Raw genomic sequence first — 16,361 nt, 5'->3', positions numbered from 1 at the left:
CCGTTTACTCATGCCCATTCATCCTGCTGCCGTCTCGACTGCTGGTGTTATCAGCCTGATATGCCTGCTGGGGTTGAGTGCCTGTGGTCAGCCTTCGTCGTCCGAGCGTCCCGAGGCTTTCGCTGATCCGAGTCGCGATACTGCCTCTGATGGTGTGACCCGAGTCCCAGCATCGGCACCGGGAATGGTCGCTGTTCAGCGCCCCGTGCGGGTTGGGGTCCTTGCCATTGATAGTGCCCTATCCATGCACAAACGCTACCAGCCGCTCATTGACTACCTGGCAGAGACTCTCGATCGTCCCGTTGAGCTGGTGGCGCTGACCCAAGACAGCCAGTTTACAGCCGTTGCAGCGGGCGAGATAGACTTCATAGCCACCAACCCCCTGGCCGCCGTGCAGGTGCAGCGGTTTTATCACACAGAGTTTTTAGTGACCCATTCCCGTCCCAGATCAGGCAGTGAATTTAGCGGGTTAATCATTGCCAGAGCCGATAGTGCCTTGCAGTCCCTTGAGGATCTACGGGGCCAGCGAGTGGCCTGCGTCGATTTTGAGACGGCTGCTGCGGGCTGCCTGTTTCAGATCCATCATCTGCGCCAGGCCGAGATTGATCCCTTCAAGGATTTTGGCGAGTTCATCGAAAATCCATCCCAGGACAGCATTGTACTGGCCGTTCTCAACAGGACGATCGACGCCGGCTTCATTCGCACGGGACAGCTGGAAAAGATGGTAAAAAACGGACTGTTGCCTGACGCCGATGGGATCAAAATCCTCGACCAGGCCAGGGATGACTTTGTCTATCCCCACACCACGACCCTTTACCCAGAATGGCCCCTCGCCGCCTTGAGCGACACCGACCCGGCCCTGTCCGATGCGGTGGGAGCCGCATTGTTGGCGATGCCGCCCGATCATCCCGCCCTGGCGGCTGCCAACCTGGAAGGCTTTGTGGATGCCGTCAATTACCGACCCATTGACGAGCTGATTGAAACCTTACAGCTAAAGAGCTGGGATGCCGACTAGGATGGGCACTGCCCCGACAATCACTGAGCACTCAATGACGAGGAGGACGACTGGTATGGTGCGGCGGCAACACGGGATTAGAAACAGCATCGCGGTGCGATATCTGGGCGCCACCCTCGCCATTTTCATGGGGGTGCAATTCTCGGTTCAAGCCATTCACACCCGCCGGGAATCGGCAGAGCGTTTGCAGAACCTGGAAGAAAGGCTTGAAAGCAGAGTCCGACTTTTAGAAGGAGTCAGCTCTGAAGCCCTGCTCAGGATGGACTTTCTGGCCCTTGAGCGTCTGATGGAGCAGATCAACAGGGATGGGGCTGTTGTCTACAGTGTGGCCGTGTCTCCCACGGGGGATGCCCTGACCCAATACCTCAATGCTGCAAATCCTTACGTCGCCAAGGCGATCGCGGCGTCCCCCTCGTCTGAACCCCTATCGGTTATTGCCACCATTCAGCAATCGTCCGACATTCGTGAAATTCGGGTGCCGATTCAAGCGGGAGACGAGCTCCTCGGCGAAATTTGTCTCGGCTATTCGACCCGGCAGCTTCAACGAGAAATTGTCAATAAGATCGTGGCGGAGGCGATCGCCGTCCTGATCATCAGTGTTCTGGTCACGGCCTCAACCCTGGTGTTGTTTCAGCGTGAGATTTTCACCCCGCTGAATGAACTGAATGAACTGGCTCACGCCCTGGCCAGGGGCAATCTCGATCGCCGAGCAACGATCAAGCGCCATAACGAAATTGGCAGCCTGCAGCGTGCGTTCAATGCCATGGCAACGACGCTGCAGCAAACCCTAAAAGATATCAAAGGGCAAGAAATCCTGCTGAGAAGCATCATCGATCGCATCCCCCAGGCAGTGTTTTGGAAAGATCGCCAGGGGCAGTATCTCGGCGGCAACCACAGGTTTGCCCACGACGCCGGTGTCTCAACCCCAGACGACATCATCGGCCTGGATGACACCCGGCTGCCCTGGCGAGACCAGGCCCCACGGCACTATGCCGATGATTGCCAGGTGATGGAGCACAACCAGTGCAAACTCGATCAGGAAGAACTCTACGTCAGGGCAGACGGGACTCGGCGCTGGCTGAAGTCCAGCAAGGTGCCCCTGGCGGATGCGGCAGGCAACATCATCGGCATTGTGGGGACCTATGAAGATATTACCGAGTCCAAGCTCGCAGCCGCGAAACTCGAGCAGCAGGTCGAACGAGAGCGGTTACTGGGCCGCATTACGCAGCGAATTTACCGATTCCTGGATCTCGACAAAACCCTCGACACCACCGTCACCGAAGTCCGGGAATTTCTGCAGAGCGATCGCGTCGTGATCTACCGCTTCAATGCCGACTGGAGTGGTGCAATCGTCGCGGAATCGGTGCAGGAGGATTGGCAATCGATCTTTGACATCTCCATCAATGATCCGTGTTGTTTTGGCAAAACCTGTGCCCAACTCTACCAGACGGGGGGTATCAGCAACGTCAGTGATGTCTACACGGCTGGATTTAAGCCCTGTGAACTCGAATTGTTAGAAACGCTGCAGGTCAAGGCGAGTTTGATCGTTCCCATCATTCAAACCGACCAGCTGTGGGGTCTGTTGATTGCCCATCAGTGCGACCGGGCACGGGCCTGGCATGAGACAGAAGTCGATCTCCTGCGGCAGTTGGGAATGCAAGTGGCGATCGCGGCCCAACAGTCTGAACTGTACCGGCAGTCGCAGAGTGAACTGCGGGAACGGATGCGGGTTGAGCAGAATCTGAGAGCCAGCGAAGCCCTGTTGCGATCGCTCTATGAAGTCACCTCTGCCCATCAGCTCGACTTTGACCGTACGCTGCAAGCCATTTTGGAGCTGGGGCGGCAACAGTTTGACCTGGAAGTGGGGGCCCTGGCCAAAATTGAGGGCGATCGCTACGAAATTGTGCTCAGCCAGGGGCCGACTGGCACCATCACCCGGGGAGCGATTTTAGATCTGAAACAGACCTACTGTCACAATGTGATCCAGGCGCAATCGCCCATTTTTATCAACCGTGCCGAGCACTCCGACTGGCACCATCACCCCTGCTATAGCGCCTTTGGCATCGAGGTCTATGTCGGTGCCCCCATCATCGTCAATGACGCCATCTACGGCACGTTGCACTTTTACAGCACCCTGGCCACCGAAAAAGCATTTAAGTCCCTCGACAAAGAACTGTTGATGCTGATGGCCCAATGGCTTGGAGGCGAAATTGAGCGGCAGTTGGCCGCTCAAGACCTGGCGCAGGCACGAGACGAAGCCCTGGAAGCCACCCGGGCCAAGAGTGAATTTCTAGCCATGATGAGCCACGAAATTCGCACGCCAATGAATGCGGTGATCGGCATGACAGGGCTCTTGTTAGACACGCCCTTGACCCCTACCCAACAAGACTTTGCCGCAACCATCCGCAGCAGCGGTGATGCCTTGCTCACGATTATCAACGACATTTTAGACTTCTCGAAAATCGAGTCGGGCAGGCTAGAGCTGGAAGAACATCCCTTTGAGATTCGGGACTGTGTGGAAGAATCCTTTGATGTGCTGTTTGCAAAAGCAGCCGAAAAGCAGCTCGAGCTAGCCTATCAAATTGATCACGATGTGCCTGATTTGGTGCTGGGAGATGTGGCACGACTGCGGCAAATCCTGGTGAACCTGCTCAGCAATGCGGTCAAATTTACCCCCAAGGGCGAGATTGTGGCTCGGGTTTCGACCTGCTCTCCCTCAGATGGACTGGCCAGAGAGGCTCAGACCGAGGATTGGCGATCGCTCCAGTTTTCGGTCCAGGATACGGGCATTGGCATTCCGGCTGAACGCATGGATCGACTCTTTCAGCCCTTTAGCCAGATCGACTCCTCCACCACCCGTAAATATGGCGGTACCGGGCTGGGGCTAGTCATCTGCCAACAGCTGGTCGAGCTAATGGGCGGCAAGATATGGATGGAAAGTGAGGTCGGCGAGGGAACCACCTTCTTTTTCACCATCACCATCAAAGCCTTGGAGCAAAATCATGGGATCCATACCAGCAGCGCTCACGACCTGCAACAGAAAGCGGTGCTGATCGTAGACGACAACGACACTAACCGCAAAATCCTGATGCGACAAACCCAATCATGGGGTTTGATTCCCCATGTGGCTGCATCGGGAACAGAAGCACTAGAGATTTTAACCCGCCATCCCGAGATCGATCTAGCCATTCTTGACATGCAGATGCCCCACATGGATGGCCTGATGGTGGCTCAAGCGATTCATCAACAACCGTTCTATCGCCACTTACCGCTGGTGATGCTGACCTCGATTGGTCAGTACGAGATGGACGAGGAGCAGATTAAAGCGCACTTCGCAGCCTTTCTCAATAAGCCCATCAAGCAGTCTCAGCTATTCAACGCGCTGATTGGCATCGTTCACGAGCAGCCCATCCGGATTCAGTATTCTGAACCACAAAAATTTGAGCTGGATCATCAATTGGCAGAGAAACTTCCCCTTAAAATTTTGGTTGCAGAAGATAATGGGGTGAATCAAAAGCTTGCCATCCAACTACTTCAACGGCTGGGCTATCGAGCCGATATCGTCGCTAACGGACTGGAAGTGCTCGATGCGATCAGTCGCCAATTCTATGATGTCATTTTGATGGATGTGCAGATGCCTGAAATGGATGGACTCACGGCCACCCGACAGATTTGCGAGTGCTATCCGGCGGTAGAGCGCCCTTATATTGTTGCCATGACGGCAAATGCCATGCAAGGCGATCGGGAACGGTGTTTGCACGCGGGGATGAATGACTATGTCGGCAAGCCGATTCGGTTCAACGATCTCATCCAGGCCCTAACTCGTGGGTCTTCTCACCTGACGAATCGCCAACCTCCTGTCCTGCCCACCCCCGAGCCCGTCGCTGAAGACGACTCCTCCGGTAGCCGCGTCCCCATGATTGACTACGGTGCCCTGCAAACCACGCTCGCGTCCATGGGAGCCAATTCCCGTGACTGCCTGACAATGCTGCTCGACATCTTTGTAGAAGAAACCCCAGCATTGATTCAAACCATGAAAACGGCGATCGCTCACCAAGATGCAAGCGCCCTGAGTTTTGCAGCCCACAAGTTGAAATCTAGCAGTGCCAGTTTAGGAGCCGTGTCGCTTGCAGAACGATGCCGCTTGCTGGAGGGAATCGGCAAAGAGGGCGATTTAACCCATGGGGCAGCCATCGTCACGGAAATTGAAGCCCACTATAGCCACGTCGAAGCCGCCTTGTCTACCTTTGCCGTGACCGGGCAATAGCGTTACTGGGCAATGGCAGCAAGCCGTTGATCACTGGTTCACTCAACTGGCTCCTGAATTCGTGCGTTCACTGACACAGTGGGACTGGATAGTCGAGGCTCTATGTGTCGCTGGAATTGAGAGAATTGGTATCGCCTACACACGGGACTAGTACTTCATGGCGGACGTTAAACCGACCATTCCTGCCCCCCTGCTCCCTACCTCTCCAGTCAATGGATAGTAATCGCACTTACGCCACCGCTTACTAGGTCCGTCCTAGCCAGCGCTTGCGCCATTGCCCTGTCGGTCTTAAGGGAGAGGTTTGCTGCTCCTGGCGGCGGCGTTGCTGAATGGCTTCGGCGGTATCTTTCAGGGTGGGGTCGCGGTAAGGAACAGCTGCTTTAGTGTCCAGGTGTTCCTGTTCTCGCTGAGTCAGGGCAGGTAAGCCTATGCCCGACCAGTTAACCAGGGTACCGGACCAGCGGCGACCAGCGGCAGGGATGGCACCAATGCTTAATCCTGTCTGTTGAAAGGCGGTACGGACGGCGGCAGCACAGGAGTAGGTGGCGAGATAGCCTGCGGGTTTGAGGCAGTGAGCCACCTGAGCAATAAATTCTACGGTCCAGAGTTGAGGACAGTGGGGCGGTGAGAAGGGATCGAAGAAGATGGCGTCGGCTTGGAACCCGCTCTTTACAAGCGGTTGGATAGTTTGGCGAGCATCTCCTATCAATAGGCGGGCCTCGAGGTAGTCAGTCTGGATGGTGTGCTGATGGGCCAACTGCTTCAGGATAGCTTGGGTGTCAGGGGACCATCCCTCAGTAAATCCGGCCTCTACCGCGGCCACCGGCACCCTAGCATCTAGTTCTAGACCCACCAGGGTGACTCGACAGGTGGGATTGGTCTGCCAGATGATGTCTAGGGCGGCGGCAGAGTTGTAGCCCAGACCGTAGCAGACATCTAGCAGGCAGAGCCGTGAGCCAAAGGCTTTCTGGCACAGTCGGGTACTGTCTCCATAGGTGTGGCGGGCTTCCTGATAGGCCCCGGCGGCGCTGTGGAACCCTTCGTCGAAGGTCTCAGAATAAAAGGTGAAGGAGCCATCAGCAGTAAGCTCTGGGGCAAAATCGTCGTAGGGAACCAGTGGATGATGGACCATAGTCTTTCCCCAGGGCGGCTGTGAGGGTCTTAGGGGCGTTGCAGGACACTGACAGATGGTGACCCTTTAGCTAAGGTGTTAGAACCAATAAGCAATTGTAACGTTTGCGTTACATTTTTTGCGCCAGAATAGGACTAAGTAAAAAATCCTATGGCTACCCTAGCTGGGAACTGGATTAGAGACTGGACTAAAAAGGGTGATTAGGAACAGGGCCATAGTCGTTTAGCCACTCTAGAGAATTGCTTTGGAACGGCGTAGGTATTGAGGAGGACTCCCATGGTTACTAGCGTGCAGCCTAAACGCCTGACGATGCAGGTGGCTGATGTTGCCCCAGAGATGACGACTATACGTTCTCTAGATTGGGATCGCGATCGCTTCGACATTGAGTTTGGACTGCAGAATGGCACTACCTACAACTCCCACATCATCCGAGGAGATAAGGTGGCTCTGGTGGATACCTCCCATGAAAAGTTTCGCCAACTCTATCTCGATACCCTGACGGGGCAAATTGACCCTAAGCGCATTGATTACATCATCATCAGCCATACGGAGCCCGATCACAGTGGGCTGGTGGGAGATGTGCTGGAACTGGCTCCCCAGGCGACGGTGGTGGGCGCTAAGGTTGCGATCGCATTTCTAGAAAACCTGATCCATCGCCCTTTCCAACGGCAGGTTGTCAAAAACGGTGATGTGCTAGATCTGGGCCAGGGCCATGAACTGACCTTCATCAATGCTCCCAACCTGCACTGGCCCGACACCATCTTTACCTACGATCCTAAGACGGCCATCCTCTTCACCTGCGATGCCTTTGGCCTCCATTACTGCAGCGATGACCTCTACGACGAAGACCTAAAGGCCATTTCTCCCGACTTTCGGTTTTACTACGACTGCCTCATGGCCCCCAACGCCCGTTCCGTGCTCTCGGCCATGAAGCGCATGGATGCCCTTGATGCTCCTATTCAGACCATCGCCACTGGCCATGGTCCCCTACTGCGGCACAACGTAGAAGAACTGACCGGGCGCTATCGCCGCTGGAGTCAAGCGAAAAGCCAAGCCGAGACTCTGGTGGCCGTGTTCTACATCTCCGACTACGGCTACAGCGATCGCATCTCCCAGGCCATTGCCCGAGGCATCACCAAGACCGGTGTGGCCGTCGAAATGATGGACATGCGCGGTGCCGACACCCACGAGGTGCAGGAACTGGTGAGTCGCGCCAACGGTGTAGCCATTGGCATGCCTCCCTCCTCTGGCGATCGGGCCAAGCAGGCCCAAGCCACCCTAGGGACCATTCTGGCCGCCGTCCACAGTAAGCAAACCATCGGCCTGTTCGAGTCCTACGGCGGCGACGATGACCCCATCGATCCCCTCATGAGTAGGTTTCAGGAACTGGATGTCACGCCCGCCTTTGCTCCGATTCGCCTGAAAGACACGCCCACAGAAGCCACCTACCAGCTTTGTGAAGAGACGGGCACCGACTTTGGCCAATTGTTAAGCCAGAAGGATCGTCTGAAGCAACTGAAAGCCTTGGATGGCGATCTGCAAAAGGCCCTGGGCCGCATCAGCAGTGGTCTCTACATCATTACGGCCAAACAAGGTGATATCAGCAGCGCCATGGTGGCCTCTTGGGTCTCCCAGGCCAGCTTTGAGCCCTTGGGCTTTACCATATCGGTGGCTAAGGATCGGGCCATCGAATCCCTAATGCAAGTGGGTGATCCCTTCGTGCTCAATGTGCTCGAGGAGGGGCGTCACCTACCCTTGATGAAGCACTTCCTCAAACGCTTCCCGCCAGGGGCCGACCGCTTTGCTGGAGTGCGCACCCGTCTGGCCCAGAATGGAGTGCCAATTCTAGCTGATGCCTTGGCTTATCTAGAGTGCCAGGTGGCCACTCGCATGGAAATGAGCGATCACTGGCTGGTCTATTGCACGGTCCAGGATGGCAGAGTCTCTAATCCCGATGGCATCACCGCCGTCCATCATCGTAAAGTCGGCACCTATTATTAACCCAGGCCCCAGGTCCGATCCGGAGTGCTCCCAACGGGGAGGCTCCGGTGCCGTAGTGGGCCTGAGCATGCCGGCGTTCGTTGGCCGCTATTCACTAGGGGGGACCCCCATGACTACCACCCATTCACCTAGAGATGTCCAGGTATTTCCCATCGCTGCCCAGACCATGGCGATGCGATCGCGCAGTTGGAATCGGCTACGCTTCGAGATTGAATATGCCCTCGAGCGCGGTACCACAGCCAACAGTTATGTGATCAGTGCCGACAAGACGGCCCTGATTGACCCGCCGGGGGAATCTTTCCTCGATAGGTTTCTGACGGAACTCACCCGCCATATCGATCTCTATCAGATCACCTACATTGTGTTGGGCCACATCAATCCCAACCGGGCCGCTACCCTGAAGATATTGCTGCAGCGGCTGCCCGATGTCACTGTGGTCTGCTCTAACCCGGCGGCTTTAGCCCTGAAGGATTTGCTGCCCGATGCCTCTCCTCGAGTGCGAGTGATTCGCAGCGGCGATGACGAACTGGATCTGGGCCAGGGCCATCGGCTGCAGTTTATACCGATTCCTACCCCCCGCTGGCCAGGGGGACTGGCCACCTACGACACCTATACCCAGGTGCTCTATACCGATAAGTTTTTTGGCGCCCATTTGTGTGGTGACGACGTCTATGATCTGGGCTGGGACGAACTACTGGAGGACCGGCGCTACTATTTCGACTGTCTGATGGCCCCTAGTGCCCGCCAGGTCATGACCGTGCTCGACCGGCTAGAAGCCTTTCCCCTGCGAGTCATGGCCCCTGGCCACGGTCCTATCGTGCTCTATGGTGCCCGGGAGCTATTTCAGAGTTATCGCCAGTGGAGCGTGGCCCAGAAGGGGCAGGAATACTCGGTGGCCTTAATTTATGCCTCGGCCTACGGCAATACCGCCACCATGGCTCAAGCTCTGGCCCGGGGCATTACCAAAGCGGAGATGGCAGTAGAGGCCATTAACGCCGAACAGGCTGATCCCGAGGAGATTCGCACCGCCGTAGAGAAATCCGCTGGCTTTTTGATCGGGTCTCCTACCTTAGGTGGCCATGCCCCCACCCAGATTCAGACAGCCTTAGGCATCGTTTTATCGACGGCCTCGAAAACCCAACCCGCTGGCGTCTTTGGCTCCTTTGGCTGGAGTGGCGAGGCCATCGATCTCTTAGAGGCCAAACTGAAGGATGCCGGCTATACCCTGGCTTTCGAGCCGCTGCGAGTTAAATTCAAACCCACCGATGTCACTCTCAAATACTGCGAAGAGGTAGGTACCGACTTCGCCCAGTCTCTGAAGAAAACTAAACGAGCCAAGCAACCTCGCACCCCCGCATCTTCTGTGGAACAAGCAGTGGGACGGCTAGTGGGTTCTCTCTCTGTGGTTACAGCCTATCAGGGGGAGGTGGCCAGTGCCATGTTAGCCTCCTGGGTAGCCCAGGCCACCTTTAACCCTCCTGGCTTCACGATAGCCGTGGCCAAGGATCGGGCCATCGAGTCCCTGCTGTATCCCGGTAATGCCTTTGTCCTTAATCTCTTGGCTGAGGGCAAACATATTGGCCCCATGAAACACTTTCTCAAGCCCTTTGGCCCCGGCGAGGACCGTTTCGCCGGCATTGATACGAAACCGGCTGCCAACGGGGCTCCCGTACTGCAAGATGCCATTGCCTGCTTAGAGTGTCGGGTGGAGAAGCGCATGGAATGTGGAGACCACTGGGTGGTGTATGCGATCGCAACGGCTGGACAGGTGTTAGACCCGGAGGCTAAAACTGCTGTTCACCAGCGTAAATCGGGTCGCCACTATTAAGTCAGGGTTAACCATGAAGCCCAGTGGTAGGACATTTCTCAGTTACGCTGTGAAACATGGGTTTAATAAACTACTGATTCCATGCCAGTCGTCCCCTACCGCACGGTTATTCAGCAACATCGTTCTGCCATTCATGCCGCCCTGACTCAGGGCTATCAGCAGGCCATTTGCACCAACCGCCCTCATGTAGTCAGCCTCAGCCTTCCGATTCCCTCAATTGATCCGCTTAGGCTGCTACATCAGTCCTCTCCCTATGAGCGGCACCTTTACCTAGAAAATACTTCCCAACATCAGGCCACCGTGGCTCTAGGTAGCCTAATCGAGGCATCGGCCATAGGACCAAGTCGCTTCGATCGGGTTCATAACTTCATTGAAACCTGGTGTCATCAGATCAGTTGCTACGACGAGCTAGCCGAGTATTCTCCAGGGATTCAATTTTTCTGCAGCTTCGCCTTCTTCGACACCCCCACTCATTCAGACTCCCCATTCCCAGCCGCTAGCGTCTTTCTACCCCGCTGGCAAATCACCCAATGCCGACAAACCAGTACCCTCATCGCCAACCTACTCCTAACCCCCCTTTCCGATTTAGAAGCCCTGCTACCAGATATCCTGCAGCAGTTGCGACGGATTGAGTCCCTGGCTGAGTCTCCCCTATCTGCCTATCCGCCCGCCCCGTCGCTAATTCAGCCTGCTTTAGCTACCCAGGTCTTTACCCAGGCTGTCCACCGTGCCCTGCAGCGCATCTGCCACAATCGGTTGCGCAAAATTGTGCTGGCCCATGCTCTAGATGTATTAGCGTCCCAGCCCTTTAACCGAGCTCAACTGCTAGAACGATTACGGCAACAACACCCTGACTGCTATGTGTTTTCCGTCGGCAATGGCCACGGCGTTAGCTTCATTGGTGCTAGTCCAGAGCGATTGCTCAGCATTCGCCAACGGCGGCTCATCACCGATGCTTTAGCAGGGTCTTCACCCCGGGGCGATACTGCCGAAACAGATGCCCTACTGGCTCGACAGTTGTTAACGAGTGTCAAAGAGCAAGACGAGCATCAGTTTGTGGTTGATTTCCTGGTACGGCGATTGACGGAACTGGGACTGCGTCCTAGCTACCGTACCCGACCAGGACTATTGCAGCTCTCGAATATTCAACATCTCCACACCCCCATTCGAGCCACCGTACCTCTCCACACCCATCCCTTGCACCTAGTTAAGGCGCTACATCCTACCCCAGCAGTAGCCGGAGTGCCAACTGATCAAGCCTGTCAGCAGATTCGCCGCTTCGAGCAGTTTGATCGAGCCCTCTACGCTGCCCCTATTGGCTGGATTGACCACCAGGGTAACAGCGAATTTATTGTGGGGATTCGCTCCGCCTTGATTCAAGCTAATCGTGCCCGCCTCTACGCCGGGGCCGGCATTGTAGCCGGATCAGATCCAGAGCGAGAACTGGATGAAATTCGCCTGAAGCTGCGGGCCTTGATGGAGGCACTGGTCTGAATCAACCCTTGACCCCCTTGCTCAGACCAGGTTTAACCATTCCATGATGGCGATAGATTACCGTAACACCAATACCCTATGGGCATCGGTGCTGGTGGAAACCCTGGCCCAGTTAGGTCTGCGCCAGGCCATAGTATCTCCTGGCTCCCGTTGTACGCCCCTAACTGTAGCCCTCACCAATTACAGAGAGATCGACGTGTTGTCTATCCTAGATGAGCGCTCTGCTGCCTTCTTTGCCCTAGGAATAGCCAAGCGCAGTGGTTGGCCCAGCTTACTCGTGTGCACCTCAGGCACCGCCGCCGCCAATTATTACCCAGCCGTCATCGAAGCCCACGAAAGCCAGGTACCACTGCTGTTGCTCACTGCTGATCGACCGCCAGAGCTACGCGATTGCGCCTCTGGCCAAACTATCGATCAACAAAAGTTATTTGGCCATTTCCCCAATTACTACGGAGAAATGGCCACCCCCATGGCAAATATGGCCATGCTGCGCTACCTGCGCCAAACCATTAGCCATGCCTGGCGTCGGACCCTACTGCCAGCGGCTGGGCCGGTTCATCTCAACTGTCCCTTTCGCGATCCCTTGGCTCCTATCGAAGACGGCTCAACGGCAGATATAACCCTCGACGCCTCATTCTTTGCTCATCTGTCTATCCCCAGATTGCCAATGCTAGCCACCTGGGAGCCTGGAGCTGCCGTATCTGAGGATGTCAGCACCTGGATACGTCATCAACGACAACAATCCCAAGGCTTGATCATCGTAGGCCCCACCCACTCCAGCAATCCTGAAAACTATTGCCTCAGCATTGCCCGACTGGCCCTAGGCCTGGGATGGCCAGTGCTGGCAGATGGACTATCGCCCCTACGCAACTATCACCACCATCTGAATCCCCATCTTGTCACCACCTACGACGCCATTCTGCGACACCCCCCCTGGGCCACCAACCTTATCCCTGACCAGGTGATTCAGATTGGCCCGTTGCCAACCAGTAAGGTGCTGCGACAGTGGTTGCAGCATCTCAAGGCCCAACGCTGGATAATTCACGGCCGGGGGCACGACCGCAATCTCGATCCGTTACATGGTGCTACCACAGCCCTACCCTGGTCCCTGGCGACTCTCGCTGCCTATCTAGCTGGGGTACCACCTGCTCCCAGTAGTCCCTATCTACGCCAATGGCAACATCTAGAAATCCATACGGCTCGACGTCGAGATGAAGCGCTTGCTGTCTGGGATGATCAGCAGGGATTGTTTGAGGGTAAACTCACCTGGCTACTACCTCAAACGTTACCGGAAGAAACGCCGGTGATGATTGCCAATAGCATGCCAGTGCGAGATGTCGAGTGGTTTTGGCCAGCCAATAATCGCCACCTGCACCCCTACGTTAACCGGGGGGCCAACGGTATCGATGGTACCCTCTCTACGGCTTTGGGCCTTGCTCACTGCCATCGCCCCAGTCTACTACTGACAGGGGATCTGGCTCTCCTACATGACACCAATGGCTTACTCAGCCAAGCTCACTTGCAAGGACACCTGACCGTGCTAGTCGTGAATAATCGGGGAGGCGGCATCTTCGAGATGCTGCCTATTGCCCAATTTAACCCCCCATTTGAGGCCTATTTCGCCACACCCCAGCAGGTTAACTGGCAACATCTGTGTCGTGCCTATGGGGTAACCTACGAGCAGGTGACAGACTGGCCTACCCTAACGGAGCGACTAAGTCAATTGCCTACTGCCGGAGTACGGCTGCTGGAAGTCGTCACTGACCGCAAACTGAATGCACAGCAGCGCCACCAGCTCCTCAACTCCCTCGCTGACCCGGTCCATATCCCTAAAATGAATCTGCCCTAACTCGCCTCATTCCCAGACGGGCTCCGATGGCGGCGGTGCAGTTCTCTGGCGCCGTTGCCGCTCAACGCGTCGACTGATGTCCAAGAAGGCATCCTTGCGCAGATAAGGATAGTCGCTGATCCAGAGTTTGTGATCTGAGATGTAAATGTCCGAAATCATGGTAATGCGACTGAGATCGGGCCGGTTAGACATGACCACCATCTCTGCCCGGTCCCCGGGCCTAATCAGGCGATGGTCTCGCTTCAACGGTACTTGGGTGTGGGTGGTAAATCCCGTCTTGTCGCCCACCTCTAGGTTAAGGCGGCGTTCTCGGTTTTCGACAATCACTAGTTCCCCCCGGCTGTTGACCGTTTCTTCGGTACCGATGATCTCATCAGTGACGAAGGCATCTAGGACCCGGCCGCGCCAATACCCGCTATAGGAATTACGGCGTCCCTCACGATTGCGCTGACTAGCCCAATAGACCGGGCTCCAAAGCCAATAGAGCCCCAAAATCGTGGCTAGGATAAACGCTAGAGATTCAAAGGCTTCGCCGAAGAATAGCCGCAGGATAAAGATGGTAATGAGACCCACCACCGAAATCAAGATGCGTCTAAGTAGATCGGATGGTTTCCCCCAGCAGTAACGATACTGATCGACGGTAGCAATCTTGGGAATCAGATTGTCAAAGGTTTCGCGAGTTAGAGGTACGAGCATAGGACAATAAGGGCGATGGCAGGGTGAAACCCCATCGATTCTTAGAGCCTATCATTGCCGGCTCCTGGCGACCATGCCATCATTGACAATGGTGAAAGTACGGAATTACTTAGGCTGTCTTCAGAGCATCTTAGTCAGAAAATCAGTACTTTCTGTGAGGGCATAGCCCTGTGGGCAGACGACAATGGATTTAATTCTGGAGAACGCCTGTAGAGCAAATCAACTTCATCTCATGGGGGCTATTGATTGAGAGACGTTGTTGCAGTTCTGCAGTGGAAAGCGTCCTTACAGGTGAATTGCCTGATCCCTTGGGGGCATTATGGGGATTAGGCAATTTTTTTATGGCTTGTACAGCATTTTCTTTCTGGGTGAGGCACAGCCTATCTCCTAAAATCAAGGGTATTGTGGTCAGCCATGCGCCTCACTGGATTCAAAACCGCCGTAGAGCCGATATTTCCAATGGATTAGGCCTAGAGTATTTTGTCGAGGCCGTAGATAAGAGACTTCAGCGGTAAAATCCGACGAATGGCTAATAATACTCCTGGCATAAAACTAGAGCGGTCAGAGGTGTCATGACGTAGGGTGTAGAGCTGCCCCGGTGCACCGAAGATCACTTCCTGGTGAGCAATGAGTCCGGGTAGCCGAACACTGTGTATATGAACACCATCTGCCAGGGTGCTGCCCCTGGCACCGGGTAGCTTCTCGGTTTCGTCTACTTCAGGGGGATTGAAGGGCTTATGGAGTTCTGAGAGCATCTGGGCCGTTTGGATCGCCGTACCACTGGGGGCATCAGCCTTTTGGTTGTGGTGTAATTCGATGATCTCGACATGGTCGAAATACTGGGCGGCTTGCAGGGTGGCTTGCTGCAGTAGCACCATACCGATGGAAAAGTTAGGGATAATCAGGCAGCCGATGCTGGCTTTCTCAGCAAACTCAGCCAGTTCCTGAATCTGGTCAGCACTGAGGCCAGTGGTCCCCACGACAGGGCGAACTCCATATGCGATCGCAGCTCGTACCGACTCATACACCGTATCGGGGTGGGTAAAATCTACCATGACCGAGAGTCCTTGCCCTTGGGCCATGACCAACGTCGCCTCCAAATCATTAGTGACCGGTACCTCCAGGAGACCACAGCCTAAGACGTCACCAATGTCTTGCCCTAGGCTGGCTGGATCCTTATCAATCGCCCCGACTAATGTCATATCTTCGGCTTGGGCAACGACTTTAACCACCTCACGGCCCATTTTGCCGCAAGCTCCATTCACGACAACTGGAATTTGGGACTGACTACTCATAGGCTTAAGTTCTCAAGGGAGTTGTCTAGTATCCTGCAGCAGAAATAATGCCTCTATTAACTAGAGTGGAAAGACGGTATTTACTCAGGATTTCCCCTCTTGCCTTTCCTATGCCCTTCAGGTAGGCCTCGGCCTAAGCTCAGCCGATCGGCTTCGCCACGACTAATGCTCACGGCCAGCTGCCTTCCTACTTCTGCCTTGGCGTACTAGGGCATTGTAGACTAACAACAAAACGCCCTCGTTTGGTTAACGAGGACGGCCGGTCATCGATGATCTAATTTGGTGCCCACACCCTAGCTGCTATTCGATTCCTGCCTTAGCTGAGGGCTGAACCACTGCGAGCATAGTCACGGCTAGCACTGGAACTAGGCTTACCCTGAATGTGTCCCCAATACTCAGTTTCACCAGGCATACCAATTTCCTCATTGGTGCGGCTTAGCATCGACTGCTGCCGATTCTTAATCAGATGATGATGACGCAGCATTAAAGCACGAGCTTGATCGGTAGCAGACATGTCAGTGTCCTCCAGAAGGATGAAAAACCTGTTATTTAACAAGAATAGCAAAATTTTCTGTATCAAAGACTACGAAATGTAGGCTGGATTACAATTTAATCGAAATCTTAATGTTTGGTTACAGGAAGAGGGCATTACTTTTAGTCTATTGTTGGACCATTACTAAGAGGAGTTACCATCACCGGAGTCAATCGGCCCTATCCACAATTATCTACCGAGCTTCATAAGGCTGGACTACCTCGGCTATATCAAAACGAGGGCTCTGACTCA

At 54.9% G+C, this 16,361-nt stretch carries 10 protein-coding genes; 6 read left to right on the top strand and 4 right to left on the bottom strand.

The features are described 5' to 3' along the window. Positions 1-10: 10 nt before the first annotated feature. Together XM38_RS14715 and XM38_RS14710 are read left to right on the top strand one after the other, a co-directional pair. A complete protein-coding gene (locus tag XM38_RS14715; RefSeq protein ID WP_088430251.1) occupies positions 11-1,015 on the top strand; it encodes a phosphate/phosphite/phosphonate ABC transporter substrate-binding protein in 1,005 nt (334 codons plus the stop codon). 55 nt (positions 1,016-1,070) lie between these two features. Next, positions 1,071-5,282 (top strand): response regulator, encoded by a 4,212-nt coding sequence (locus XM38_RS14710; protein WP_187329417.1) that lies wholly within the window; start codon positions 1,071-1,073, stop codon positions 5,280-5,282. 244 nt (positions 5,283-5,526) lie between these two features. Here XM38_RS14710 and XM38_RS14705 read toward each other — a convergent pair whose 3' ends face one another. Further along, on the bottom strand, positions 5,527-6,414 hold the full coding sequence (locus XM38_RS14705) for a tRNA (5-methylaminomethyl-2-thiouridine)(34)-methyltransferase MnmD (protein WP_088430246.1): 888 nt from the start codon (positions 6,412-6,414) through the stop codon (positions 5,527-5,529). 276 nt (positions 6,415-6,690) lie between these two features. Between XM38_RS14705 and XM38_RS14700 the strand changes: the two genes are divergently transcribed. From XM38_RS14700 to menD, 4 genes are all read left to right on the top strand, one after another. Continuing rightward, positions 6,691-8,415, top strand: a complete 1,725-nt coding sequence (locus tag XM38_RS14700; RefSeq protein WP_088430244.1) for a diflavin flavoprotein — start codon at positions 6,691-6,693, stop codon at positions 8,413-8,415. A gap of 109 nt (positions 8,416-8,524) precedes the next feature. Continuing rightward, entirely contained in the window at positions 8,525-10,243 is a 1,719-nt protein-coding gene (locus XM38_RS14695; RefSeq protein WP_080810225.1) for a diflavin flavoprotein, read from the top strand. Between the two features lie 81 nt (positions 10,244-10,324). Continuing rightward, the gene (locus XM38_RS14690; RefSeq protein WP_088430242.1) at positions 10,325-11,737 is read left to right on the top strand and encodes an isochorismate synthase; all 1,413 of its coding nucleotides are present in this window, start codon (positions 10,325-10,327) and stop codon (positions 11,735-11,737) included. 43 nt (positions 11,738-11,780) lie between these two features. Beyond that, entirely contained in the window at positions 11,781-13,586 is a 1,806-nt protein-coding gene (menD, locus tag XM38_RS14685; RefSeq protein ID WP_306441520.1) for a 2-succinyl-5-enolpyruvyl-6-hydroxy-3-cyclohexene-1-carboxylic-acid synthase, read from the top strand. Positions 13,587-13,592: 6 nt separating this feature from the next. Here menD and XM38_RS14680 read toward each other — a convergent pair whose 3' ends face one another. The 3 genes from XM38_RS14680 to XM38_RS14670 all read right to left on the bottom strand — a co-directional run bounded on the left by XM38_RS14680 (position 13,593) and on the right by XM38_RS14670 (position 16,091). Next, entirely contained in the window at positions 13,593-14,282 is a 690-nt protein-coding gene (locus XM38_RS14680; RefSeq protein ID WP_080810230.1) for a phosphate ABC transporter permease, read from the bottom strand. 470 nt (positions 14,283-14,752) lie between these two features. Next, positions 14,753-15,577 carry a 4-hydroxy-tetrahydrodipicolinate reductase gene (gene dapB, locus XM38_RS14675; RefSeq protein ID WP_080810231.1) on the bottom strand — a complete coding sequence of 275 codons (825 nt, stop codon included), beginning with the start codon at positions 15,575-15,577 and terminating at the stop codon, positions 14,753-14,755. 316 nt (positions 15,578-15,893) lie between these two features. Continuing rightward, positions 15,894-16,091, bottom strand: coding sequence for a glutamine synthetase inactivation factor IF7A (locus XM38_RS14670; RefSeq protein WP_080805761.1), 198 nt, complete (start codon positions 16,089-16,091; stop codon positions 15,894-15,896). Between the last annotated feature and the right edge of the window lie 270 nt (positions 16,092-16,361).

The sequence above is a fragment of the Halomicronema hongdechloris C2206 genome (assembly GCF_002075285.3).
Lineage (GTDB): Bacteria > Cyanobacteriota > Cyanobacteriia > Phormidesmidales > Phormidesmidaceae > Halomicronema_B > Halomicronema_B hongdechloris.
Note: the sequence above shows the minus strand (reverse complement) of the source record. Positions and strands in the feature narration are given on the sequence as shown.